The following is a 23,814-nucleotide window of genomic DNA, read 5'->3' on the forward strand; positions in this document are numbered from 1 at the left end:
CCAGCCCCTCTCACGTCCACACTTCGGAGGATCCCCGGCGGTGCGAACCCAGCAGGTGGGTGTCGATGATCCCGATGGCCTCCATGAGGGCGAACATCGTGGTCGGTCCCACGAACCGGAAACCCCGCGCCCGCAGCGCTTTCGACAGGGCCGTGGACTCGGGGGACGTGCTCGGGACCTCCGCCGGGGTCTGCGGCCGGGGGGTCTGTTCCGGCTGGAACGACCAGACGAACTCGGCGAGCCCGCCGTCCGGCCGCAGCCGGAGGGTGGCCCGGGCATTGCCGATCGTCGCCAGAATCTTGGCCCGGTTGCGGATGATCCCCGCATCGGCCAGGAGCCGGTCCACCTCGGTCTCCCCGAAGCAGGCGACCTGTTCCGGGTCGAAGTCCGCGAAGGCCCGCCGGAACGCGGGCCGCTTGGCCAGCACGGTCCGCCAGGAGAGCCCGGACTGGAAGGCCTCCAGGGACAGTCGCTCGAACACGCCGTGCTCGTCCCTGACGGGCAGGCCCCACTCCGTGTCGTAGTACTCGCGCAGCAGGGGATCGGTGGCGGCCCACGGCGGGCGGGCGAGGCCGTCCTCCCCGACGACGAGGGCGTCCGGCAGCGGCTCGCTCACGCGGCGACCGCCCGGTTCTCGAGGCCCAGCAGCGTCTCCTTGGCCTCGAGCCCGCCCAGGTAACCCCCCAGCCCGCCGTCCGAGCGCAGCACCCGGTGGCAGGGGACGACGACCGGCAGCGGGTTGGTGGCGCAGGCGGTGCCCACGGCCCGGACGGCACCGGGTCGGTCGAGGAGCTCGGCGACCTGACGGTAGGACATGGTCCGCCCGTAGCCGATCTCCGGCAGGCGCTGCTGCACGGCCCGCCGGAAACCGTGGGACAGGGCGAAGTCCAGGGGCACCCCGAACTGCCGCCTGCGGCCGGCGAAGTACTCCTCCAGTTCGGCCGCGGCCGCGTCCAGCTTCCAGGGAGCGTGCAGGATGCGGGGCCCGAGCCGCTGGGCCAGCCCGGACAGGACCTCATCGAAGCCCTCCCGCTCGAAGGCGACCCGGACCAGTCCCCGCTCGGTGGCGGCCAGCAGGAGCCGGCCCACGGGGCTCTCGAGGATCCGGTAGGCGACCTCCAGCAGGGCCTCGTCCTCCGCCCGGTGGGCCAGCCTCTCGGCCAGTCCGGCCAGCTCGGCCTCGGACACCGAGAAAGCCGGCAGGCTCCCGGGGCCCAGGGGTGATGGTGTCGTCATGACGTGGTCCTCATCGTGTCTCGTTTCGTCTCGTCTCGTCGTGTCTCGTCTGACCGCTCAACCGTCATAGCGGTCCCGAAGGGTCCTGAGCCCGTCGGCCGCCGCCCGGCGGACGGCCTCGGGGGTGCTGCCGATCAGCTCGGCCGTCTCGGTGTGCCTCAGGCCTCCGAGGTAGTGGTACGCGATGGCCAGTCGCTGACGTTCGGGCAGCGCGGCGACGGCCGTCCACACGGCCGCGTGCCCGTCCGCGTCACTCGCCGGTGCCACCACGGTGTCCGGCAGTTGCTCCACCGGCACGGGCTGCCGTTGCCGGGCGCGCAGCACGTCGACCGCCTTCCGGCCGGCGACCCGCACCAGCCAGGCCTCCAGGTTCGCCACGGCCTCCAGGTCCGGCCAGGACCGCAGGGCCGCGAGGAAGGTCTCCTGCCAGGCGTCGTCCGCGTCCGGACCCGGTCCCAGCACGGCGCGGCAGACCCGCAGCACGGTGGCACCGTGCGTGCGGACGGCCAGGTCGAAGGGCGGCATCATCGTCATCACACCGTAGTCGTCGCCGGGAGGGAAAACGTGAGGTCCGGCCCCCGGCCAGGGGTTCATGGTGGCCAGGGGTTCATAGTATGGAGGGATGAGCGATCACCATGGTGAATTCAAGGTGCCCGGCGGCAAGCTGGTCATCGCCGACCTCACCGTCTCGGACGGTTCCGCCCCCGGGGCGGGGACCATCACGAGCGCGAGCATCAACGGTGACTTCTTCCTGGAGCCGGACGAGGCCCTGGAGCACATCAACCGGTCGCTGGTCGGCCTGTCCCAGGAGGCACCCCACGGGACCATCGCGGAGGCGGTGGACGCCGCCGTCGGGCCCGGGACGGTCATGTTCGGCTTCGACGCGCACGCCGTGGCCACCGCGGTGCGCCGGGCCCTGGGCCACGCCACCACCTGGGAGGACCACGAGTGGGAGGTCCTGGCCCCCCAGCCCCTGCCCATCACCACCCAGGTCGCTCTGGACCAGGTCCTCACGGAGGACGTGTCCGCCGGACGGCGCCGGCCCGCACTGCGGCTGTGGCAGTGGACGGAGCCGGCCGTGGTCATCGGGTCCTTCCAGTCCCTGGCCAACGAGGTGGACCCGGACGGGGTCCACCGGCACGGCATCTCCGTGGTGCGCCGCATCTCCGGGGGCGGGGCCATGTTCATGGAGGCCGACAACTGTGTCACCTACTCGCTGTACCTGCCGCAGTCCCTCGTGGACGGGATGAGCTTCGCCGACTCCTACCCCTTCCTGGACGCGTGGGTGATGGAGGCACTGCGCCGCACGGGCGTGGAGGCGTTCTATCAGCCGCTCAACGACATCGCCACGCCGCAGGGCAAGATCGGCGGCGCCGCCCAGAAGCGGTTGTCCGGCGGGGGCCTGCTGCACCACGTCACCATGAGCTACGACATCGACGCGGAGAAGATGACCGACGTGCTGCGCATCGGCCAGGAGAAGCTCCGGGACAAGGGCATCCGCTCGGCGAAGAAGCGCGTCGACCCGCTGCGCCGGCAGACCGGGCTGACCCGGTCCGAGATCTGGGAGGTCATGATGGACACCTTCGCCGAGCGCCACGGTGCCCTCCGCAGCACCCTGACCGAGGACGAGATCAGCCGCGCCGAACAGCTCGCCGCCGGCAAGTTCGCCACCCCGGAGTGGACCGCGCGGGTCCCCTGACGCCGGACCCGGTCACCGCCCGGCGGCCTGGACCCGCAGGGAACGGACCAGGTCGTCCGTCCGCTCGACGACGATCCGCCGCAGCGCCCTCGGCGCCTCTGGGTGCTCCGCCAGCCACGCGCGCGCCGCCGCGACCACGGGGTGGGCGTCCTGGGCGTCGGGACCCCCGGGCAGTGCGTCCTGGGCCGCGGGGAAGAGCCCCCCGATGGTGCGCGAGGCCAGCCCGTTGGACCGGCCGGTCCAGATGCCCGTCAGCTCGGGCCAGTACCGGGGGGTGAACGGCGCGGCGAGGTCCGGGCGGGACGCGGTGAATCCCGCGGCGACGGCTGACAGGTGATCGTTGGAGAGCACGCGGCCGTCGGCCGTCCGCCCCGTGATGACCGCGGTCCAGGCCTGCTCGCGCACCCGCGCCTCCGGCACGGCGGCCGAGGCCGTCCGGTGCCACACGGCCGTCTGCGCGGTCACCTCCGCGGCCAGCGCCCGGTCCAGGCGGTCCTGGTCCGCCCGGCCCAGCGCCGCCAGGGCCTGCAGGGCCGCCCAGCGCATCTCGGCGTCCACCTCCAGTCCGGGCGCGACGGCGGCGCGCCCGCCCTCCGCCGTGCCGTCACCGGCAGGGCGCGCACCCCCGGGCCAGCCGGCCAGCACCGATTCCAGGACCGTGACGACACCGCGCACGGCATCGTGGTCCGCGTCCTCGGCGTCGCCGGCGTCGCCGGCATCGGCCGCACCGCGCGCGAGCAGGGCGAAAACCCGCATCGCGGCCCGCTGGCGGTCGCTGCCCGCCACAACGCTCCCGGACCCGCTCAGCGCCTCGCGCAGGGCGGCCCCGAACCGCACCCGCAGCCCCGTCCTCACGCCGGCCGGGGCGTAGCGGCGAATGGCCGTCTCCGCCTGCCCGAGGACCTGGGAGTACAGGCCGACGTCCTCGAGGTGACCGGAGAGCCGGCAGCAGGCCCCCACGAAGTCCGCGGCCGGCAGCAGCCCGTCGCGCGTCATGTTCCACAGCGCCGCCCACACGGTCGCCGCGGCGAGGCTGTCCGTCACCGGGTGCTCGAGCACCGCCGCCACGGAGGCCGGGTCCAGCCGGATCTTCGCGTAGGTGAGGTCCTCGTCGTTGGGCAGCACCAGCCGCACGGCCCCGGCACCCTCGCCGCCGGCTGCCTCGTGACCCGCCGCGCCCCCGGCCGCGATGTGCGCCCCGGTGGCACCGGAGGCCACCTCCACGTCGGTGACGGCCGTGCGCACCAGCCGGCCGCCGTCGTCGGGGGCATAGCGACCCACCCTGAGCACGTGTGGGCGCAGGACCTGCCGCCCCGTGGCCGGGTCCGTGCCGCGCTGGCACAGCACCGGGGTCTCCCCGTCCCGGACCCACAGCTCCGGGACGCCCGCGGTCTGCAGCCACTGCACCGGCCAGTCGGCGAGGTCCCGGCCGGAGACCTCCTCGAGCACCGCCAGGAAGTCCTGCAGCGCCGCGTTGCCCCAGGCGTGCCGGGCGAAGTACTCCCGGGAGGCCGCCATGAACGCCTCTCGCCCCACGAACGCCACCAGCTGCTTGAGCACCGAGGCGCCCTTGGCGTAGGTGATGCCGTCGAAGTTCTGCCGGGCGGCCTCGAGGTCGGCGATGTCCGCGACGATCGGGTGGGTGGTGGGGTACTGGTCCTGGACGTAGGCCCACCCCTTGCGCCGGTGCGCGAAGGTGGTCCACGCGTCCGTGAACTCCGTGGCCTCGGCCACGGCCAGCGTCCCCATGTAGTCCGCGAACGACTCCTTCAGCCACAGGTCGTCCCACCACCTCATGGTGACCAGGTCACCGAACCACATGTGGGCCATCTCGTGCATGATCGTGGTGGCCCGGCCCTCGTACTGGGCCCGTGTGGCGCGTGAGCTGAACACGTAGTCCTCGGTGAGGGTGACCAGCCCCGGGTTCTCCATCGCCCCGAGGTTGTACTCCGGGACGAAGGCCTGGCCGTACCTCCCCCAGGGGTAGGGCACCCGGAACAGGTCGTGGAAGTGGTCCAGGCCGGCCCGCGTGGTGTCGAAGACCCGTTCCGCGTCCATCGCCCCGGCCATCGAGCGCCGGCAGTACAGGCTCAGCGGCACCACGGGCGCCCCGGACCCCGGGTGGCCGTCCCAGCGGTCCTCCCAGACCGCATACGGTCCCGCCAGCAGCGTGGTGATGTACGTGGACATCGGCGGTGTGGGGGAGAAGTCCACCGTCACCAGGCCCTCGCCCGCGTCCCGACGCGCGGCCTCGGGCTGGTTCGAGGCCAGCACCCAGTCCGCCGGCCCCGTCAGGTGGAACGTGAACCGTCCCTTCAGGTCCGGTTGCTCGAACGTGGCGAACACCCGGCGGGCGTCCGCCGGCTCGTACTGGGTGTACAGGTAGGTCCGGCCGTCCGAGGGGTCCACGAAGCGGTGCAGGCCCTCACCCGAGGTGGAATAGAGCGCCGTGCCCACCACGGTCACCTCGTTGCTCCCGGCCAGGTCCGGCAGCAGGATGCGGGACCCGCCACAGACCTGCGCGGTGTCCAGGCAGCGGCCGTTGAGCACCACGGACTCGACCCCGTCATGGATGAAGTCCAGGAAGGTGGACGACCCCGGGTCCGCGCAGGAGAAGGTCAGGGAAGTCCTCGTGCGGAAGCCGGTGGCCTGCGCATCCAGTGCGGTGCCGAGGTCCACGTGCACGTCATAGTCGTGGACGGTGACCAGCGCCGAGCGCTCGCGGGCCCCCTCGCGGGTGAGGTTCGTGCGGTCCAGGAAGGCCGGTTCGGCTGTGGGCGTGGTCACCATGAAGGTATTCAACCACTGTTTCAGGTTTTCCGCCGTGGACCGGCACCCGCGCGAAATGTCCCGTTGCGGTGCCGGGCCGTGGAATGCTGGTGGACATGTCAGACCTGTTTGCCGCATACGCCGAGGCGCTGGAGCGCGGCGACGCGTGGGACGAGATGTTCGCCCCGGGATTCACGCTGCGCCAGGACTACCGTCCCGTGCAGCGTGCCCTGGACGAGCTCTCCCTCGACGACGTCACCGCCCGGGCGGACTCGATGGCCCGGACCTTCCTGGACCGCGGCGTCACCTTCGACTACGCGGGCGAGGAGCGGGCCTGGCCCCTGGACATCGTCCCCCGCGTCATCCCCGCGGACGACTGGGAGGTCCTGGAGCGGGGCGTGGCCCAGCGTGTGCGGGTGCTGGAGGCCTTCCTGGACGACGTCTACTCCACGATGTCGGTGGTGCGGGACGGGGTGGTGCCCCGGTCGCTGATCACCACCAGCGCCCACTTCCACCGCGCCGTCCACGGCTTCCGCCCCGCCGGCGGAGTGCGCGTGCACGTCTCCGGCATCGACGTGGTGCGCGACGCCGAGGGGACCTTCCGCGTCCTCGAGGACAACGTCCGGGTGCCCTCGGGCGTCTCCTACGTGCTGGAGAACCGGCGGGCGATGTCCAAGGGCCTGCCCGAGGCCATCGGGTCCGTCAATGTCCGTCCCGTCGAGGAGTATCCCCGTCGCCTGCTGGCCGCGCTGCGCACGTCGGCGCCGTCGGAGATCGAGGACCCGGTCGTCGTGGTGCTCACCCCGGGGGTCTACAACTCCGCCTACTTCGAGCACACCCTGCTGGCCGGGATGATGGGCGTGGAACTGGTCGAGGGGCGTGACCTGGTCACCCGGGCCAACAAGGTCTACATGCGAACCACCGACGGCGAGCGGCGCGTGGACGTGATCTACAAGCGGATCGACGACGACTTCCTGGACCCCCTGCACTTCCGTTCCGACTCCGTCCTCGGGGTCCCGGGGATCGTCAACGCCGCCCGGGCCGGCAACGTCACCATCGCCAACGCGGTGGGCAACGGCGTGGCCGACGACAAGCTCGTCTACACCTACATGCCGGACCTGACCCGCTACTACCTGGGCGAGGATCCCATCGTCCCCAACGTGGACACGTTCCGGCTCGAGGAGCCCGAGGCCCGCGAGGAGGTCATGGACCGCCTGGACGAGCTCGTGGTCAAGCCGGTCGACGGGTCCGGTGGCAAGGGCCTCGTCATCGGGCCTGACGCCTCACCGGCCGAGCTCGAGGAATTGCGCCGCAAGGTCCTCGCCGAACCCCGGGGCTGGATCGCCCAGCCGGTGCTGCAGCTGTCCACGGTGCCGACCCTGGCCGGGGGCCGCTTCGCCCCCCGGCACGTGGACCTGCGGCCGTTCGCCATCAACGACGGGCACGACGTCTGGGTCCTGCCCGGCGGGCTGACCCGCGTGGCGTTGAAGGAGGGGTCGCTGATCGTGAACTCCTCCCAGGGCGGCGGGTCCAAGGACACCTGGGTGATGGCCCGCACCGGCGCGGAGGCGCGCCCCGCGGCCCACCGGGAACCCGAGCCACAGGTGCACGTGGTCGGGGACGACTGGCCCGAGGGGCAGTCGCAGAGTCCCCTGGACGAGATCGGACTGCTGCCCGAGCAGCAGCAACAACAGGGAGGGGCATCATGCTGAGCCGCATCGCCGAGTCGCTGTTCTGGATCGGCCGCTACGTGGAGCGCGCCGACGGCACCGCCCGCATCCTCGACGTGCACCTGGAACGGCTCAACGGGGCGAGCGCCCAGGAACAGGAGACCGTCACCCGGGAGCTGCTGACCATCATGGGCGTCCCGCAGCCGGAGGAGTACACGCTGGGCTCCCTGCTCAACACGCTGGCCTACACCCGGACCAGCACGCACTCCGTCGCCGGTTCCCTGGGCGCGGCCCGGGAGAACGCCCGGCGGGCGCGCGAGACCGTCTCGTCCTCCCTCTGGGAGGCGCTCAACACCACGTGGTACGGCCTCGGCCAGCACCGCCGGGACATGGTCGGCACCTATCGGTTCTGCCATTGGGTGCTGGAGCGCACCGCCATGATCCGCGGTCTCGCCGACTCCACCATGAGCCATGACGAGGCCTGGCTGTTCCTGGAACTGGGCCGCTCGCTGGAGCGGGCCGACATGACCGCCCGCATGCTCGCCACCCGCGAGTCCGAGGCCCTCGGCCTGTCCTGGGTCAACATGCTGCGGTGCGCCGGGGCCTATGAGTCCTTCCTGCGCACCCAGCGGGCCACCGTGGGCGAGGAGCACGCCGGTGAGTTCCTGCTGCTGGACCGGCTCTTCCCGCGCTCCGTGCTGCGCGCGCTGCAGGACGCCGAGGAGTGCCTGATGGCCCTGGACCCGTCCTACCAGCGCGTAGGCTTCATGGATGACGCTCGGCGGATCGTGGGGGAGATGCGTTCCACGCTGGAGTACTCGACCCCGGACCAGCTGGCCGCCTCGCTGCCGATCTTCCTGCACCAGGTCCAGCTCTCCTGCGCCCGGGCCTCCGAAGCCATCACCAACAAGTACTTTTCCCGGGGTCAGGAACTGTCCTGGGTGGGAGAGGTCTCATGAGCCGCCTGCACATCACGCACCGGACCAACTACGCGTACAACAGCCCGGCTACGACCTCGTACAACGAGGCCCGGATGACCCCGGTGACGGACGCCCAGCAGATCACCCTGGAGTCCTCGATCACCATCACGCCCCGGCAGGCGGTGGCCACCACCTACCGCGACTACTGGGGCACCCGGGTGACCTCGTTCGACGTCCACGTCCCCCACGACACCCTCGAGGTCCTCGCCTCCGCCACGGTGGAGGTCCACCGCGCCGATCCGCTCGTGCCGGACGACGACCTGGCGGACTGGGACCGGATGGAGTCGACGGAGACGGTGCACGAGTTCTCCGACTTCCTGCCGCAGACCCGGCTGTCCGATCCGGGCGACGACGCGCGCGAGCGGGCCCGCGCCCTGCGCGCCCCGCGGCCGCACCAGAGCGCCCGCAACGTGCTGGAATGGCTCGACGAGGCCATGTCCTACCAGCCGGGCGTCACCGCCGTGACCTCCGGGGCCGAGGATGCCCTGGCCACCGGCAAGGGCGTGTGCCAGGACCTGGCGCACATCGGGATCGGCATGATGCGCGCCCTCGGCATCCCCGCGCGCTACGTCTCGGGGTACATCCACCCGAAGCCCTCGGTGCCGCTGGGCACCGAGGTGGCCGGACAGTCCCATGCCTGGCTGGAATGGTGGGACGGCGCCTGGCACACGTGGGACCCGACCAACACCAAGCCGGCCGGCGACCTCCACGTGCTCGTGGGCCGCGGCCGCGACTACCGCGACGTGACCCCGCTGAAGGGGATCGTGTCCGGGGGACAGGGCTCCCGCCTCTCCGTCGAGGTGCTCATGCGCCAGGTGGCCTGATCCCGCACCAGAACAACCCTGATTCCTTGTGTCAGTGACTACAAGGGATCAGGGTTGTTCTGGTCTGGAGCTGATCAGGTCAGGGGCGGCACGAACTGGCCCTTCGCCAGCACGGTCAGGCCGGAGTCGGTCACCGTGAAACCGCGGGACTCGTCCTCCGCGCGGTCGAACCCGATCTGCACGCCCTCGGGCACGACGATGTTCTTGTCCAGGATGGCGTTGCGGATCTTGGCGCCCTTGCCGACCACCACGCCGTCCAGCAGGACGGACTGCTCCACCCACGCCTCGTTGTTGACCCGCACGTCCGTGGAGAGCACCGACTGGGCCACGGTGCCGCCGGACACGACGACGCCCTGGGAGAGCATGGAGTCCACCGCGGTGCCGGGCCGCTTGGTGGCGGACCGCACCAGCTTGGCGGGCGGGGACACCGACTGGCTGGTGAAGATCGGCCAGTCGCTGTTGTACAGGTTGAAGTCGGGCCACGGCTTCACGAGGTCCATGTGCGAGTCGTAGTACGCGTCCAGGGTGCCGACGTCCCGCCAGTAGTGGGATCCTCCCGATTCCCCGGGCACCTGGTTCGACGTGAAGTCGTAGACCCCGCAGTCGTTCTGCCCGACGAACCACGGCACGATGTCACCGCCCATGTCGTGGTCCGTGTCCTCCATCTTCGCGTCCTCGTTGATGGCGTTCACGAGCGCGTCGGCCGTGAAGACGTAGTTGCCCATGGAGGCCAGGAACTGGGTGGGATCGTCCGCGAGGCCCTGCGTCGTGGGGGGCTTCTCCACGAAGCGCTCGATCATCGTCGGATCCTCCGGACGGGTCTCGATCACGCCGAAGGACGAGGACAGCTCCAGGGGCTGGCGCACCGCGGCCACCGTGGCCGAGGCGCCGGAGGCGATGTGCTGGTCCACCATCTGCTGGAAGTCCATCCGGTAGACGTGGTCGGCGCCGATGACGACGACGATGTCCGGACGGGCGTCATGGATGAGGTTCATCGACTGGTAGATGGCGTTGGCGCTGCCCAGGAACCAGTCCTTGCCGCGACGCTGCTGGGCGGGGACGGACGCGATGTAGTTCTGCAGGAGGGTGGAGAGGCGCCAGGTCTCGGAGATGTGCCGATCCAGTGAGTGCGACTTGTACTGCGTGAGCACCACGATCTTCAGGTACCCGGAGTTGACCAGGTTCGACAGGGCGAAGTCGATCAACCGGTAGCTGCCGGCGAAGGGCACCGCCGGTTTCGCGCGGTCCGCCGTCAGCGGCATCAGCCGCTTCCCCTCGCCGCCCGCCAGGACGATCGCCAGCACCCTCTTCTGAGGCATTTCCTTCATCCCGTTCCGTCGATGTAGTGAACTTCCTTCACAGTAACGGGACTTCGTCACTCTGGACTACGTTGTAGTCGTGCGGATAGACATTGTGACCAAGGAGTTCCCCCCGGCCATCTACGGAGGCGCGGGCGTCCATGTCGCCGAGCTGTCCCGGGTCCTCGCGCCCCGGACGGAGCTGCACGTCCATGCCTTCGGCGAGGACCGCGACCCGGACTACCACGGCGCCTCCGTGACCAGTTACCGGGTGCCCGGGGGGCTCCAGGACGCCAACGCGGCGGTGCAGACCCTCGGCACCGACCTGGTGATGCTGGAGAACCTGGCGGGGACCGACCTCATCCACACCCACACCTGGTACGCGAACATGGCGGGCCACCTCGGCGGGCTGCTCCACGGCGTGCCGCACATCCTCTCCGCGCACTCCCTGGAGCCCCTGCGGCCGTGGAAGTCCGAGCAGCTGGGTGGGGGCTACCGGGTCTCCTCCTGGGCGGAGGCGACGGCCTACGCCTCCGCGGCCGCCGTCATCGCGGTGTCCGAGGGCATGCGCCGTGACATCCTCGCCGCCTACCCGGACATCGACCCGGACAAGGTGCGGGTGGTCCACAACGGCATCGACACCGACCGGTGGACCCCGCAGCCGGAGACGGACGCCCTGGAACGGCACGGCATCGATCCGGCCCGCCCCACCGTGGCGTTCGTCGGCCGGGTCACGCGCCAGAAGGGCGTGCCGTACCTGCTCCGGGCCGCGGCACGCCTCGATCCCGAGGTCCAGATCGTGCTGTGCGCAGGCGCCGCCGACACCCCCGGGCTCGCGGCCGAGGTCAACGCGCTCATCCAGGACCTGCAGCGGACCCGCGACGGGGTCGTGGTCATCGAGGGCATGTTGCCCCGCAGGGACGTCGTGCAGATCCTGTCCTCCGCCACGGTCTTCGCCTGCCCCTCGATCTACGAACCGCTGGGGATCGTGAACCTGGAGGCCATGGCCTGCGGGACCGCCGTGGTGGCCTCGGCCGTCGGCGGGATCCCGGAGGTCGTCCAGGATGGCGTCACCGGGCGGCTCGTGGCCCTGGAACAGGCCACGGACGGCACCGGGACACCGCTGGAGGAGGAGCGCTTCGTGGCGGACTTCGCCGACGCCCTCACCGCCGTCCTGGGTGACCCGGAGCAGGCCGCGCGCATGGGTGCCGCGGGACGCCAGCGGGCCATCGACCACTTCTCCTGGGAGTCGATCGCCGACCGCACGCTCGAGGTCTACTCCGCCGTCCTGGCCTGAGCACCGTGTCGACGAGGCCCCGGCCCCTGCACGACGGCAGGGACCGGGGCCTCGGCGTCCGGGACGGTGCGGGGCGGTGCGGCGCCGCGGTGTCCGTCGGTTCAGCGGTGGGAGCGCGTGCCCTGCACGGACCTCTCCGGGACGGGAGCGTCGGCACTGGCCCGCAGGATGCGGTAGTACTCGGCGGCCTCGTTCTGGCGCCGGGCCTCCTCGCCGGTGGCCACGTCCATCCGGACGTGCTCCGGAGCATAGCCCCAGGCGTCCACCAGGTCCTGGGCGTGCGGCCGCAGCCGGTAGGCCAGGCGGTTGATGTACTGGCGCAGGGTGCGCGCACGCTGGGGTGAGATGCGGGAGTTCTCCAGGAACCAGCCGAGGTCGTCCTCGATGACCCGCAGTGCGAAGAGGTCCCGCAGCCAGGTGAGGACCTGACGCGTGTGATCGTCCTCCACGCGCTCCACGGCCCGGGTGAAGGCCTCCCACTCGAGCAGTTCGGCGTGGTTCCGGGCGGCGTCGATGAGTTCGGTCTGGTGGCGGTTGAAGGTGGCCGCCTGCTCGGCGCGTGACTTCCTGGCCACCGGGAGCAGCGCCTGGGCCACGGCGCCGGTCTTGGTGCGCACGCGGTCCTCCAGCAGGGCGCGCTGGACCGCGGTCTCCTTGAACCAGTTGGCGCTCTTGCGTTCCGACCCGGCGTCCTGGACGGACTGGACCACCCGGCGCAGGCCGGACCGGTGGACGACCGCCTCGGTGGCCCGGGCCGCGACGAACTTCGACAGGGCCCCCACGGAGAACCCGGAGAGCTCCTTCGAGTAGTCCGCCAGGAGCCGCTTGCCCACCAGCTGGAGCAGGACGTTGTTGTCCCCCTCGAAGGTGACGTAGATGTCGAGGTCCGCCCGCAGGGACGCGAACCGGTTCTTCGCCATGAAGCCGGCCCCGCCGCAGGCCTCGCGGGCCTCCTGCAAGGTGTCCAGGGCGTTCCAGGTGGCCAGCGGCTTGATCGCGGCCGCCAGGGTCTCGAGCTCCTGCCGGTCCTGGTCGGAGTCGGACTCCCCGGAGAACACGGAGTCGAACTTCTCCAGCAGCTCGTTGCCGGCGAACGCGTCCGCGTAGGTGCGGGCCAGCCGGTCGATCAGCCGCCGCTGGTGCAACTGGTAGTCCATCAGGACCTCTTCATGGGTGTCCGAGGTCGCGTTGAACTGCCGACGTTCGTTGCCGTAGGTGACCGCGGCCTTCAGGGCCAGCGCCGAGACGGCCGCACCGGACAGCGCCAGGGACACCCGGCCCTGGACCAGGGTGCCGATCATGGTGAAGAACCGGCGCCCCGGGGAGCTGATGTCGGAGGAGTAGGTGCCGTCATCGGCCACCGAGCCGTACCGGTCGAGCAGGTTCGTGCGGGGGATGCGGACGCGATCGAAGTGCAGCCGTCCGTTGTCGATGCCGTTGAGTCCTCCCTTGAGCCCGTCGTCCTCGCCGCCGACGCCCGGCAGGAACGCCCCGGACTCGTCCCGGAGGGGCACGAAGAAGGCGTGCACGCCGTGGTTCACGCCGCGGGTGACCAGCTGGGCGAAGACCACGGCGGCCTTGCCGTGCAGGGCCGCATTGCCGAGGTAGTCCTTCCAGGCGGCCTTGAAGGGGGTGTGCACCTCGAACTCGTCGGTCTCCGGCACGTAGGTGGCGGTCGTGGCGAGGGAGGACACGTCCGAGCCGTGGCCGATCTCCGTCATGGCGAAGGCCCCGGGCAGTTTCAGGCTGATGACGTCGGGCAGCCACTTGTCGTGGTGCTCCTGGGTGCCCAGGTGCATGATGGCCGAGCCGAACAGGCCCCACTGCACGCCGGACTTGATCTGCAGGGAGGGATCGGCGGTGACCACCTCCACGAAGGCGGCGATGTTCCCGCCATGGTTGTCCTCGCCTCCCAGGTGCGCGGGGAACGCCTTCTGGACGACGCCCAGGTCCACGAGCAGTCCCAGCTGTCCGAGCACCCGTTCGCGGTGTTCGTCCATGGGCAGTCCCTCGACCTTGTGCAGGCGCGGGTCCTTGACGATCTCCCGGGACTGCCGGCGCTCCGCGGCCCACCGTCCGAGCAACAGGTCCTGGATCCGGTCCATGTCGAGTCCACCGGGTTCGGCCGGTGACACCGCGCTGGAGGCCGCGACCGGCACCGCGGCCTGGTCGGTGTCCGGAACGGGTGAGACGGCGACACCGTCCATGGCGGGGTCCGGGTGGGCCGCTCCGGCCTCGGCGGTTCCGGCCAGGACGGTGGAATCAGGGGTGGTGGTCATGACGTCTCCTGTCGGGGAGTGGGGGAGGAGGAGTGCTGGGGCGCGTAGGTCCCGGCCAGTCCGGCCGTGAGCCACGAGGTGATCTTGCGGGCGAGGCGGTCGGCCTCGGGCCTGCCCGGACCGGGAGGGGTGGCCAGCCAGGTCTCCCCGGCGGACCGGACCATGCCGATGGCGGCACGGGGCCAGTACCACGTGGCCGACCCCTCGGACGGCTCGCGGCCCTGCTGTCTCAGGTAGGTCCGGAAGTGCACGTCCATCACGGCGGCGATGCGGTCCGAGAAGTCGGCCATGGCCGCCGGCTGGGAGCCGTCCAGGGCGGCCGCGTCGGCGGCCTCCGGCGGCAACCGGGTTGAGAAGGCATAGACGTGCGGGGACGACTCCGCGAGCCGCAGGTAGACCGAGATCATCGCGTAGAGGCCGTCCAGGGCGTTCTCGGAGGCCTCCGCGGCGGTCAGCAGCTCGCGCTCCATGAACTCGATGGCGCGCTGCCCCACGGCCACCTGCAGGCCGTTCTTGTCCCCGAAGTACCGGTAGAAGACGCTCTTGGACGTCCCCGCGTGGGCGGCGATCTCGTCCATCGAGGCCTGGGGGCCGAGGTCGTGCACGGCGTGGCGGGCGGCGCGGATCAGTTCGCTGCGGCGTTGCTGACGATGCCGGTCCCAGCGCGTGCTGCGGCCGTCCGCCGCGGCCGGGGCGGACGACGGGGAGGCCGGCGACTGGAGGGGGTGCCGGCCCTGGGCTGCGCTGTTCACGATACTGAGCGTATCAGGTACTGTGGGTTCCAGTAACCCACCTCACACGTTCCGTCCGCGCCACGGCCCGCCGTGACCACCCGAAGGGATCACCATGACCGAGAACCCCCAACAGCAGACCTCCAGCACCGGGACCGCCGCCATCGCCGGCGGTCCGCTGCGCCAGGCCGTGGTCATCGGCGGCAACAGGACGCCCTTCGCCCGTTCGCACGGCGCGTATGCCTCCGCGAGCAACAAGGACCTGCTGACCGCCGCACTGAACGGGCTGGTGGCCCGGTTCGGCCTGCAGGGGGAACGCATCGGGGAGGTCGCCGCCGGCGCCGTCATCAAGCACAGCCGCGACTTCAACCTGACCCGCGAGTCCGTCCTGGGCACCGTCCTCGACCACTCGACCCCGGCCCACGAGGTGCAGATCGCCTGCGCCACGGGCATGGAGGCCATCGGCGGGCTGGCCAACAAGATCCGCCTGGGCCAGCTCGACTCGGCGATCGGGGGAGGCGTGGACAGCATCTCCGACGCCCCCCTCGTCTTCAACGACGCCGCCCGGTCCGTCCTGATGGACCTGAACCGCGCGCGCACCGTCCAGGACCGGATCAAGGCCGTCCTGAGGTTCCGCCCCGGCCACCTGGCACCGGAGGCCCCCGGCACGGAGGAGCCCCGCACCGGCCTGTCCATGGGCGAGCACCAGGCCCGTACCACCCACCGCTGGGGCATCACCCGCCAGGCCCAGGACGAACTGGCCCTGGCCAGCCACCACCACATGGCCGCCGCCTACGACCGGGGCTTCTTCGACGACCTCGTCACCCCCTTCGGCACGCTCACCCGGGACAACAACCTGCGGGCGGACAGCACCCTGGAGAAGCTCGCCTCACTCAAGCCGGCCTTCGGCCGCGACCTGGGCGACGAGGCCACCATGACGGCCGGCAACTCCACGCCGTTGACGGACGGTGCCTCCGCCGTGCTCCTGGGCTCCGAGGACTGGGCCGCCGCACGTGGACTGCCGGTGCTGGCGGACTTCGTGGACTTCGAGACCGCGGCGGTCGACTTCGTCGACGGGCAGGAGGGACTGCTGATGGCCCCCGCCTACGCCGTGGCCCGACTGCTGCGGCGCCAGGGCCTGACCCTGCAGGACTTCGACTACTACGAGATCCACGAGGCGTTCGCCGGCACCGTGCTGGCCACGCTCAAGGCCTGGGAGGACGAGGAGTTCTGCCGCGAGCGGCTCGGCCTGGACGCCCCCCTCGGACCGATCGACCGGGCCCGGCTCAACGTCAACGGCTCCTCGCTGGCCGCCGGCCACCCCTTCGCGGCGACCGGGGGACGGATCACCGCCACGCTGGCCAAGATGCTCCACGAGAAGGGACCGGGCTCGCTCGGGCTGGTCTCCGTCTGCGCGGCGGGCGGCCAGGGCATCGTGGCGATCCTCCGAGGCCGCTGAGCCCCACCCCGCAACCCCCGCCCCGCAACCCCCTGCCCGCCACCTCCACCCGGCCCCCAGGAGCACAGATCCCGTGAGCACCGATTCCTACACCGCCCTCGTCAACCGGCCGCTGGGACACAGGCTGGCCCAGGCCCTCGGCCTGCCCCAGCCCGCCATCCTGCGCCGCCACCGGCCCGGAGCCCCCCTCGTGGAGGGTCCGGTGCTGGTCCTCGGCGGCGGCCCCGCCGCCGACGAGGCGGCCGCCCACCTGCTGGACTGGGGCCAGGACGTGCGGCGCCACCCGGCCACGCAGGACCGCTACGGGGCCGTCGTCGCCGCCTTCGACGACGTGTCCACCCCGGCCGACCTGTCCGCCACCGCCCTGGAGCTGGGGTCCGTCCAGCGCCAGCTGGGCGGCTCGGGGCGGGTGGTCACGGTGTACCGGGATCCGGCCGGCATCCCGGATCCGGCCGTCCGCGCCGCCCGCAAGGGCGTGGAGGGGCTGACCCGGTCCCTCGCTCACGAGATGCGCCACGGGGGCACGGCCAACGGGATCATCCTCGGGGAGGGCGTCTCGCTGGGGGCCCCGGGTGCCGCCGGCGCGCTGCGCTTCCTGCTCTCCGGGCGCAGCGCCTTCGTCTCCGGCCAGTTCATCCCGGTCGCCACCGACGGCGGTGCGACCCCCCGGGACTGGGACCGGCCCCTGGCGGGTCGGGTCGCCGTCGTCACCGGTGCCGCCCGGGGGATCGGTGCCGCCATCGCGGAGACGCTCCACCGCGACGGTGCGACGATCGTCGGGGTGGACGTCCCGGCCGCCGGTCAGGGGCTGGCCGACGTCGTGAACGCACTGTCCGGCAGTGCACTGCAACTGGACATCACCGCGCCGGATGCCGGCGAGCGGATCCTGGCGCACTGCCGGGAGCGCCACGGGCGAATGGACGTCGTGGTCCACAACGCCGGCATCACCCGGGACCGCAAGCTGGCGAACATGGACGCGGCCCGGTGGGACTCCGTCATCGCCGTGAACATCGAGTCCCAGCTGGCCATGAACCGCGTCTTCCTGGCGGCGGCCGGCAAGGGCGTCGTCGCGGCCGGGTTGCGCATCGCCTCGCTGGCCTCCACCTCGGGGATCGCGGGCAACGCCGGACAGACGAACTACGCGGCCTCCAAGGCGGGGGTCATCGGCATGGTCTCGGCCACCGCGCCGCTGATGACCGGTGGCGGGACCATCAACGCGGTGGCCCCCGGGTTCATCGAGACGGAGATGACCGCGAAGATCCCCTTCCTCACCCGTGAGGTGGCCCGCCGGATGAACTCGCTCTCCCAGGGCGGCCGGCCGGTCGACGTGGCCGAGGCCGTCTCCTTCCTCGTCTCCGACGCCGCCGGCGGGACCTCCGGCGCCACCCTGCGGGTGTGCGGCCAGGGGATCATGGGGGCCTGAGATGGAGCGCGAGACGATGACCCCACTGGCCACCAGCTACCGGGTGGCCCTGTCCACGGCCGCCCGGGATGCCCTGCTCAGGCGCCGCCGGACGCAGTCCCTGCCGGCGCGCACCCTCCTGGTGCACGACCACGTCATCGGTGAGGACCTCGTGACGGCCTACGCCGGGCTGTTCCCCGGCACCGGGCCACTGGACCCGGCCGACCTGCCCTCGGTCCTGGTGCACATCGCGGGCTTCCCGGCCGCCATGGACCTCATGGCACAGGCGGACTTCCCGTTGCCCCTGCTGGGGATGGTGCACCTGGAGAACCGGGTCCGGCACCACCGCCCCGTTCCCGCCGGGGTGCCGCTGGAGGTCGCCGCCTCGGCGACCGGCCTGGCGCCCCATCCCGCCGGTACCACCGTGGACCTGGTCATCACCGTGCACGGACCGGACGGCGACCGCCCCGGGGAGGGCCCCGTCCTGCTCTGGGAGGGGACCTCGACCTACCTGGGCCGGGGTGTCCGCCTGGCCGGGCATCCCCGGGCGGACCGCCTCCCACGCGAGGAATTCGCGGCCCCGGAGCTGACGGCGCGCTGGCGCCTGCCCGAGTCCACCGGTCGGGACTACGCCGCGGTCTCCGGGGACTACAACCCCATCCACCTCCATCCGCTCGCGGCGCGCGCCCTGGGCCAGAAGGGCATGATCGCGCACGGCATGTACCTGGCCGGACGGATGCTCGCGGGCCGCGAACCGGCCGGCGCCGGGCACTCCTGGTCGATCTCGTTCGCCACCCCGGTGCTGCTGCCCGGATCGGTGTCCCTGGGTGTCACGCGCTCCGGTGCGGGTACCGCCCGGGTCACCGAGGTGACGGCGTGGAACGCCAGGAGCGGCAAGCCGCACTTCACCGGCCGGATCGAGCCAGGGGGAGCGGCCTACAGCGATTCGTAGGCCGCGATCATCCGGTCGGCCATGGCGTCCCAGCTGAAACCCCGGGCCCGCCGTGCCGCGGCGGGCCCGAGCCCCTGCCAGGCCGCCGGATCGGCGGCGATCCGTCCCAGCTCGTCCGCCCAGGCGCCCGGATCCAGCCCGTCGACGAGCCGGCCGGTCTCACCGTCCGCCACCGCGTGGACCAGGCCGCCCACCCGGTGGGCGAGCACGGGGGTCCCGCAGGCCTGGGCCTCGAGCGCGACCAGGCCGAAGGACTCGGAGTAGCTCGGCACCGCGACGACGTCCGCGGCCCGGTACATCGCCGCCAACGCGTCCGCCGTGACGGGGCCGGAGGTCGTGGCACAGTCCGCGAGCCCCTCCTCCTCGATGAGGGCGGCCAGGTCGAGGTCCCCCCGGCCGGACGTGGCACCGGTCAGGTGCAGGGCCACCGTGGGCCCCTCGGGATGCCGGCGGCGGAACCGGCCCAGGGCACGGACGATGACCTGCGGGCCCTTGTGGCCCTGGACGCGTCCGGCGAACAGGACCTTCAGCGCTGCCGTGCGCCCGGGCCAGTCGACCCGTCCGTGGGGCGTGAAGACCTCCGTGTCCACGCCGGGCGGGATGACCTCGATGCGGTCCGCGGGGGCCGCGTAGTGGTCGATCAGCTCCTGGCGTTCGGCGGGCGTGTTGGCGATGAGCCGTGCGGCGGCCGAGGCGATCTGCTGCTCGGCCGCCTCCCGCTCCTCCGGTTCGGCGGATCGCCGGTCCCGGGCGTTCTTCACGGCGGCCATCGTGTGCATGGTGTGCACCAGGGGGGCGTCGAGGGAGCCCGCGACGGCCAGCCCGGCCAACCCCGAGAGCCAGTAGTGCGAGTGCACGATCCAGCGGCAGTCATCACCCTGGCAGCCCCCGGCCGCGGCCAGGACCCCCGGGGCGGCCGCCGCGAAGTCCCCCACCCAGCGGGGCAGCTCCTCCTTCGGGATCCGGGCGGCGGGTCCCGCCGGCACCGGGAGGACGGTGGCCCGCGCCGCACCGGGGGAGTCCGGCACCGGCAGGTCCTCCCGTCCCTGCCCGGCCCGCTCCCGACGGGTCAGCACCCACACCGGGTGCCCGGCGGCCGCGAGCCGCGTGGACAGGTGACGGACGTAGACGTTCATCCCGCCGGCGTCGCCCTGGCCGGGCTGGGCGGACGGCGAGGTGTGCAGGGACACCATCACGATGCCGAAGGGCTCCGGCCCGGAGGACCCGCTCATGGGTGGCCGTGCCTCAGTTCCCCGTCCACGGCGTCCAGCAGGCGGGCGAAACCGGGGACCGCGTCGAGGTCGTCGATCAGCACGGGGCGACCGGCGGCGTCGGCGAGGGGGATCTCCCAGTTGGGGTACTGGTCCTGGGTGGTACCGGGCTGGTTCTGGATCCTCGTCTCGCCCACGGCGTCGACCAGGGCGACGCCGTGCAGCATGGACGGGGCCTGGGCGAGGTACCGGTGCAGTCCCACCACGACGTCGGCCACCTGCTGGGGGTCGGACAGGTCCGGTTCGTCCCCGGCCGGCAGGTACCCCGCCTCACGGACGGCGCACAGGTAGGCGTCGCGCTCGGCGGCCGCACGGGCCCGCTCGTCCTCCGCGTCTCCCGCCAGCAGTCCCAGGCGCTCCCGCAGGTCCAGGTGGAGGCCGGCCAGGTACCCGGCCGTCGGGGGCAGGTCGTGCGTGTTGACCGAGGTCAGGCACTGGACCCGGTACTCGTGGGGCGGGCGCGGCCGGCCGTCAGACTGCTCGAACCACAGGATCGAGGTGCCCAGCAGTCCCCGGCGGGCCAGGTAGTCCTGGACCCACGGTTCGAAGGTGCCGAGGTCCTCGCCCACGACGACGGCCCCGGCCCGCTGGGCCTCCAGGACGAGGATGCCGACCATCGCCTCATGGTCGTAGGTCACGTAGGCACCCTCGGTCGGCGGTCCGCCCACGGGCACCCACCACAGGCGGAACAGGCCGAGGATGTGGTCGACGCGGATGCCGCCGGCGTGACGCAGGATGGAGCGCAGCATGTCCCGGTAGGCGCGGTACCCCGTCTCCTGGAGGCGTTCGGGGTGCCAGGGCGACTGGGACCAGTCCTGGCCCAGCTGGTTGTACATGTCCGGCGGGGCACCCACGGACATGGAGCCGACCAGCAGGTCCTGCAGCATCCAGGCGTCGGCGTTGTTCCGGTCCGCGCCCACGGCGAGGTCCTGCATCAGGCCCAGTCGCATGCCGGCGTCCCGGGCTGCGGACTGGGCGGACTCCAGCTGCGCGTCGCAGAGCCACTGCATCCATCGGTGGAAGTCCACCTCGTCGGCGAGCTGCTCCCGGTACCGCTCCGCCAGGGGCCCGCCGGGGACGAGCCCGGGTTCGTCCCACACCGGGTCGTCGTGTGCGAACTCCGAGCGCAGTGCGCACCAGAGGGCGAAGTCGTCCAGGCCCCCACCCTCGGCGCTGCAGTAGGCCCGGTAGGCCGCCGCGCGCTCGGCAGTCGGGGTCACCTCGTGGATCCAGCGCAGCGCCGTGAGCTTGGCCCCATAGACGGCGTTGCGGTCCAGGGCATCGGCGTCCGCGTTGTCCCGGCGCCTCTGCGCCCCGAGGGCGTCCACCTCGGACCGGCGCCCGGGATCGAGATCTTGGTACTCGGGCAGGTCCTCGATGCGCAGGTACATCGGGTTCAGGAAGCGGCGGGTCGAGGGGGAGTAGGGGGAGGAGACCACCGGGGGCGCCGGTGCGGTGGCATGCAGCGGGTTGGACAGGACGTAGTCCCCGCCGTGCGCGGCGGTCTGGACGGCCAGGCCGGCCAGGTCGCGGAGGTCACCGAGTCCCCAGGAACGCGTGGAGCGGGTGGAGTAGAGCTGGACGGCCAGCCCCCACCCCCGGCGGACCCCGAAGGTCTCGGCCGTGTCCAGCCGGTCGGGGACGACGATGAGGACCCCCTCGACGTCGTTGCCGTCCTCGAGGCGGGCGACGAGGGTGTGCCAGCCCAGGGGCAGGTCGGCGGGCAGCCGGAACGTGGCGCGGCCGACCAGCGCGCCGTCGACCGGCTCGGGCTCGGTGAAGTCCTCGAGCTGTTCCAGGTCCCGGCTGCCGCCGTCCTCCAGGCGCGCCCGGAGGGTCACGGCGCTGCCGTGGGGGACGTGGACGGCCACGGAACCGCCGGAGCCGGCGTGGGCCACCGTGGTGGGCGGCAGCACCCTGGTCCAGGGCTCGAGCCGGCGTCGTTCGATGGCCTCCTCCAGGCTGGCCCGGCCGTCGGGATCGACGTGGCAGCCCAGGGCGTCCAGGACGGCGGCGAGTGTCCGGTCCGCCACGGGATGCTCCAGCCCGTCATGCCCCCGGTAGGACGTCTGGACGCCGTAGGCGTGCGCAAGACGCTTCAGCAGGTCGCGGGCATCCGTCATGGCAGGTGGGCCTCTTTCACGTCCGGGAGCATCGGGGACTGCAGACGAGCCGGTCCCACAGTCCCGATTATGGCAGGGTGCCCGCGTCCCGGGTCGCCGCACCCCGGGGGCGTGTCCGCACGCGGGGTGCCCGGCCCGGAGACGACCGTGGGGCCGGTCGATGACCGGCCCCACGGGGTGACCCGGTGGTGACCGGGGTGTTCAGTGCGCGAGGGGGGACTTGAACCCCCACGCCCTTTCGGGCACAGCGACCTCAACGCTGCGCGTCTGCCAATTCCGCCACTCGCGCGCACTGTCTGCCACCTCGAAAGGCAGCGTTGAATATCCTAGCACGTCCCAGGAGGTGCCGTTGACCACCGCCCGGGACGGCAGGGGGCGGCGGGCGTCGATAGGGTGGTTCCCATGACCTCCGCGCCCCTTCCCGGCCCCGGCCTCCCGCAGGACTCCGCCTACCACGACGAGGTGGTCCGCATCTGCCGGGACCTGATCCGGATCGACACCTCCAACCACGGCGGCAACGTCTCCCGCGGCGAGCCGGAGGCGGCCGAGTACTGTGCGGCGCTGATGCGCGACGCCGGCATGGAGCCCCGGGTCTTCGAGTCCGCCCCCGGCCGGGCCTCCGTCGTGGGGCGCGTGGCCGGCTGGGACCGCCAGGCCCCGGCCCTCGTACTCCACGGGCACCTGGACGTGGTCCCCGCCGAGGCCTCCGAGTGGAGCGTGGACCCGTTCGCCGCCGAGCTCAGGGACGGCATGATCTGGGGCCGGGGGGCCGTGGACATGAAGGGCATGGACGCGATGATCCTCACCGTCCTGGGTGAGCTGCACCGTTCCGGCCGCCGGCCCCGTCGTGACCTCGTGGTCGCGTTCTTCGCCGACGAGGAGGCCGGCGGCGTGTACGGTGCCCGCTGGCTGGTGGACCACCACCCGGAACTCTTCGCCGGTGCCACGGAGGCCGTCAGCGAGGTCGGCGGGTTCTCCACGGAGATCCGGGGCCAGCGCGCCTACCTGCTCCAGACCGCGGAGAAGGGACTGGCCTGGCTGAACCTCACCGCCAGCGGAGCCCCAGGACACGGGTCCGGGGTCCATCCGGACAACGCGGTCACCCGGCTCTCCGGGGCCGTGCACCGGATCGGGCACCACGAGTGGCCCCTGCAGTACACGAAGACCACGCGGGCCCTGCTCGAACAGGTCGCGGAGATCTGTGGCGTGGAGTTCGACGAGACCGACCCCACCGCGCAGCTGGACGCCCTGGGCACCGCGGCCCGGTTCGTGGGCTCGACCCTGCGGAACAGCTCCAATCCGACCGGACTCACGGCCGGGTACAAGCACAACGTGATCCCGGGACGCGCCGAGGCCACCCTGGACGTGCGCTTCCTGCCGGGCCAGGAGGAGGAGGTCATGGACGTGCTGCGCGAACTGGCCGGAGACGGCGTCGACTTCGCCCACGAGCACCGGGACATCTCGCTGGAGGTGCCCTTCTCCGGAGACCTCGTCGACCTGATGGTGCGGTGCATCCAGGCCGAGGACCCCGGTGCCCCGGTGCTGCCGTTCATGATGTCCGGGGGGACCGACAACAAGTCGCTGTCCCGGCTCGGGATCGCCGGTTACGGATTCGCCCCCTTGCAGCTGCCGGCCGACCTCGACTTCACCGGCCTGTTCCACGGCATCGACGAGCGTGTCCCCGTCCAGTCCCTGGTCTTCGGGTGCCGGGTCCTGGCCCGCATGCTCGAACCGCGCTGACCCGCCGTGTCCGCCGGCCGCCGCTGGGCGCCGCCCGGCTCCGGCCCCGGCGTGAACCCCACCCCCTGTCCCGACGGAAGGATC

Annotated in this window: 18 protein-coding genes and 1 tRNA gene; 9 read left to right on the forward strand and 10 right to left on the reverse strand. The window is 72.2% G+C overall.

The window, feature by feature from the left end:
* Positions 1-10: 10 nt before the first annotated feature.
* Genes Q0283_RS15485 through Q0283_RS15495 form a run of 3 tightly spaced genes read right to left on the reverse strand, consistent with a single transcriptional unit; the run spans position 11 to position 1,764 of the window.
* Entirely contained in the window at positions 11-616 is a 606-nt protein-coding gene (locus tag Q0283_RS15485; RefSeq protein ID WP_298045450.1) for a DNA-3-methyladenine glycosylase I, read from the reverse strand.
* Positions 613-1,236 carry a methylated-DNA--[protein]-cysteine S-methyltransferase gene (locus Q0283_RS15490; RefSeq protein WP_298045452.1) on the reverse strand — a complete coding sequence of 208 codons (624 nt, stop codon included), beginning with the start codon at positions 1,234-1,236 and terminating at the stop codon, positions 613-615. Before Q0283_RS15490 ends, Q0283_RS15485 begins: the two co-directional genes overlap by 4 nt.
* A 57-nt stretch (positions 1,237-1,293) precedes the next feature.
* Positions 1,294-1,764 (reverse strand): RNA polymerase sigma factor, encoded by a 471-nt coding sequence (locus tag Q0283_RS15495; protein WP_221243575.1) that lies wholly within the window; start codon positions 1,762-1,764, stop codon positions 1,294-1,296.
* Between the two features lie 94 nt (positions 1,765-1,858).
* On the opposite strand from Q0283_RS15495, the gene Q0283_RS15500 reads away from it, so the two are divergent.
* On the forward strand, positions 1,859-2,935 hold the full coding sequence (locus Q0283_RS15500; RefSeq protein ID WP_298045453.1) for a biotin/lipoate A/B protein ligase family protein: 1,077 nt from the start codon (positions 1,859-1,861) through the stop codon (positions 2,933-2,935).
* Positions 2,936-2,947: 12 nt separating this feature from the next.
* Here the strand turns inward: Q0283_RS15500 and pepN are convergent, their stop codons facing one another.
* The gene (gene pepN / locus Q0283_RS15505) at positions 2,948-5,725 is read right to left on the reverse strand and encodes an aminopeptidase N (RefSeq protein WP_298045455.1); all 2,778 of its coding nucleotides are present in this window, start codon (positions 5,723-5,725) and stop codon (positions 2,948-2,950) included.
* Between the two features lie 95 nt (positions 5,726-5,820).
* On the opposite strand from pepN, the gene Q0283_RS15510 reads away from it, so the two are divergent.
* From Q0283_RS15510 to Q0283_RS15520, 3 genes are read left to right on the forward strand one after another with little or no spacing between them, the layout of a single operon-like run.
* Positions 5,821-7,416 (forward strand): circularly permuted type 2 ATP-grasp protein, encoded by a 1,596-nt coding sequence (locus Q0283_RS15510; RefSeq protein ID WP_183525872.1) that lies wholly within the window; start codon positions 5,821-5,823, stop codon positions 7,414-7,416.
* Positions 7,410-8,333, forward strand: a complete 924-nt coding sequence (locus Q0283_RS15515) for an alpha-E domain-containing protein (protein WP_183525875.1) — start codon at positions 7,410-7,412, stop codon at positions 8,331-8,333. The genes Q0283_RS15510 and Q0283_RS15515 overlap by 7 nt, the downstream gene beginning before the upstream one ends.
* Positions 8,330-9,178, forward strand: coding sequence for a transglutaminase family protein (locus Q0283_RS15520; RefSeq protein WP_183525877.1), 849 nt, complete (start codon positions 8,330-8,332; stop codon positions 9,176-9,178). Before Q0283_RS15515 ends, Q0283_RS15520 begins: the two co-directional genes overlap by 4 nt.
* A gap of 74 nt (positions 9,179-9,252) precedes the next feature.
* Here the strand turns inward: Q0283_RS15520 and glgC are convergent, their stop codons facing one another.
* Positions 9,253-10,497 (reverse strand): glucose-1-phosphate adenylyltransferase, encoded by a 1,245-nt coding sequence (glgC, locus tag Q0283_RS15525; RefSeq protein ID WP_183525880.1) that lies wholly within the window; start codon positions 10,495-10,497, stop codon positions 9,253-9,255.
* 79 nt (positions 10,498-10,576) lie between these two features.
* Here glgC and glgA point away from each other — a divergent pair, with 79 nt between their 5' ends.
* Entirely contained in the window at positions 10,577-11,773 is a 1,197-nt protein-coding gene (glgA, locus tag Q0283_RS15530) for a glycogen synthase (protein WP_183525883.1), read from the forward strand.
* 101 nt (positions 11,774-11,874) lie between these two features.
* Here the strand turns inward: glgA and Q0283_RS15535 are convergent, their stop codons facing one another.
* Both Q0283_RS15535 and Q0283_RS15540 read right to left on the reverse strand, forming a co-directional pair.
* Positions 11,875-14,052 (reverse strand): acyl-CoA dehydrogenase, encoded by a 2,178-nt coding sequence (locus tag Q0283_RS15535; RefSeq protein WP_183525887.1) that lies wholly within the window; start codon positions 14,050-14,052, stop codon positions 11,875-11,877.
* A complete protein-coding gene (locus Q0283_RS15540) occupies positions 14,049-14,804 on the reverse strand; it encodes a TetR/AcrR family transcriptional regulator (RefSeq protein ID WP_183525890.1) in 756 nt (251 codons plus the stop codon). Before Q0283_RS15540 ends, Q0283_RS15535 begins: the two co-directional genes overlap by 4 nt.
* Positions 14,805-14,898: 94 nt before the next feature.
* On the opposite strand from Q0283_RS15540, the gene Q0283_RS15545 reads away from it, so the two are divergent.
* The 3 genes from Q0283_RS15545 to Q0283_RS15555 all read left to right on the forward strand — a co-directional run bounded on the left by Q0283_RS15545 (position 14,899) and on the right by Q0283_RS15555 (position 18,596).
* On the forward strand, positions 14,899-16,242 hold the full coding sequence (locus tag Q0283_RS15545) for an acetyl-CoA C-acetyltransferase (RefSeq protein WP_298045458.1): 1,344 nt from the start codon (positions 14,899-14,901) through the stop codon (positions 16,240-16,242).
* A 73-nt stretch (positions 16,243-16,315) separates the two neighbouring features.
* The gene (locus Q0283_RS15550) at positions 16,316-17,665 is read left to right on the forward strand and encodes a 3-oxoacyl-ACP reductase (RefSeq protein ID WP_183525896.1); all 1,350 of its coding nucleotides are present in this window, start codon (positions 16,316-16,318) and stop codon (positions 17,663-17,665) included.
* Positions 17,666-17,681: 16 nt separating this feature from the next.
* Complete coding sequence (locus tag Q0283_RS15555) at positions 17,682-18,596, forward strand: MaoC/PaaZ C-terminal domain-containing protein (protein WP_183528352.1); 915 nt, start codon at positions 17,682-17,684, stop codon at positions 18,594-18,596.
* Here the strand turns inward: Q0283_RS15555 and Q0283_RS15560 are convergent.
* The 3 genes from Q0283_RS15560 to Q0283_RS15570 form a co-directional block, all read right to left on the reverse strand.
* Positions 18,581-19,828 (reverse strand): glycosyltransferase, encoded by a 1,248-nt coding sequence (locus Q0283_RS15560; RefSeq protein ID WP_298045460.1) that lies wholly within the window; start codon positions 19,826-19,828, stop codon positions 18,581-18,583. The genes Q0283_RS15555 and Q0283_RS15560 overlap by 16 nt on opposite strands.
* Complete coding sequence (gene malQ, locus Q0283_RS15565; protein WP_255459428.1) at positions 19,825-21,990, reverse strand: 4-alpha-glucanotransferase; 2,166 nt, start codon at positions 21,988-21,990, stop codon at positions 19,825-19,827. Before malQ ends, Q0283_RS15560 begins: the two co-directional genes overlap by 4 nt.
* 205 nt (positions 21,991-22,195) lie before the next feature.
* Positions 22,196-22,279, reverse strand: a tRNA-Leu gene (locus Q0283_RS15570).
* A gap of 113 nt (positions 22,280-22,392) precedes the next feature.
* Between Q0283_RS15570 and Q0283_RS15575 the strand changes: the two genes are divergently transcribed.
* On the forward strand, positions 22,393-23,730 hold the full coding sequence (locus Q0283_RS15575) for a M20/M25/M40 family metallo-hydrolase (protein ID WP_298045463.1): 1,338 nt from the start codon (positions 22,393-22,395) through the stop codon (positions 23,728-23,730).
* Positions 23,731-23,814 lie beyond the last annotated feature (84 nt).

This window comes from uncultured Citricoccus sp. (genome assembly GCF_937871995.1).
GTDB lineage: Bacteria > Actinomycetota > Actinomycetes > Actinomycetales > Micrococcaceae > Citricoccus.

Coding starts and splice junctions, on each gene's coding strand:
- Q0283_RS15535 (WP_183525887.1), bottom strand. CDS start 14,052: ATGACCACCACCCCTGATTCCACCGTCCTGGCCGGAACCGCCGAGGCC.
- Q0283_RS15500 (WP_298045453.1), top strand. CDS start 1,859: ATGAGCGATCACCATGGTGAATTCAAGGTGCCCGGCGGCAAGCTGGTC.
- malQ (WP_255459428.1), bottom strand. CDS start 21,990: ATGACGGATGCCCGCGACCTGCTGAAGCGTCTTGCGCACGCCTACGGC.
- Q0283_RS15555 (WP_183528352.1), top strand. CDS start 17,682: ATGACCCCACTGGCCACCAGCTACCGGGTGGCCCTGTCCACGGCCGCC.
- Q0283_RS15510 (WP_183525872.1), top strand. CDS start 5,821: ATGTCAGACCTGTTTGCCGCATACGCCGAGGCGCTGGAGCGCGGCGAC.
- Q0283_RS15490 (WP_298045452.1), bottom strand. CDS start 1,236: ATGACGACACCATCACCCCTGGGCCCCGGGAGCCTGCCGGCTTTCTCG.
- Q0283_RS15515 (WP_183525875.1), top strand. CDS start 7,410: ATGCTGAGCCGCATCGCCGAGTCGCTGTTCTGGATCGGCCGCTACGTG.
- Q0283_RS15520 (WP_183525877.1), top strand. CDS start 8,330: ATGAGCCGCCTGCACATCACGCACCGGACCAACTACGCGTACAACAGC.
- Q0283_RS15545 (WP_298045458.1), top strand. CDS start 14,899: ATGACCGAGAACCCCCAACAGCAGACCTCCAGCACCGGGACCGCCGCC.
- glgC (WP_183525880.1), bottom strand. CDS start 10,497: ATGCCTCAGAAGAGGGTGCTGGCGATCGTCCTGGCGGGCGGCGAGGGG.
- Q0283_RS15560 (WP_298045460.1), bottom strand. CDS start 19,828: ATGAGCGGGTCCTCCGGGCCGGAGCCCTTCGGCATCGTGATGGTGTCC.
- Q0283_RS15575 (WP_298045463.1), top strand. CDS start 22,393: ATGACCTCCGCGCCCCTTCCCGGCCCCGGCCTCCCGCAGGACTCCGCC.
- Q0283_RS15495 (WP_221243575.1), bottom strand. CDS start 1,764: ATGATGCCGCCCTTCGACCTGGCCGTCCGCACGCACGGTGCCACCGTG.
- pepN (WP_298045455.1), bottom strand. CDS start 5,725: ATGGTGACCACGCCCACAGCCGAACCGGCCTTCCTGGACCGCACGAAC.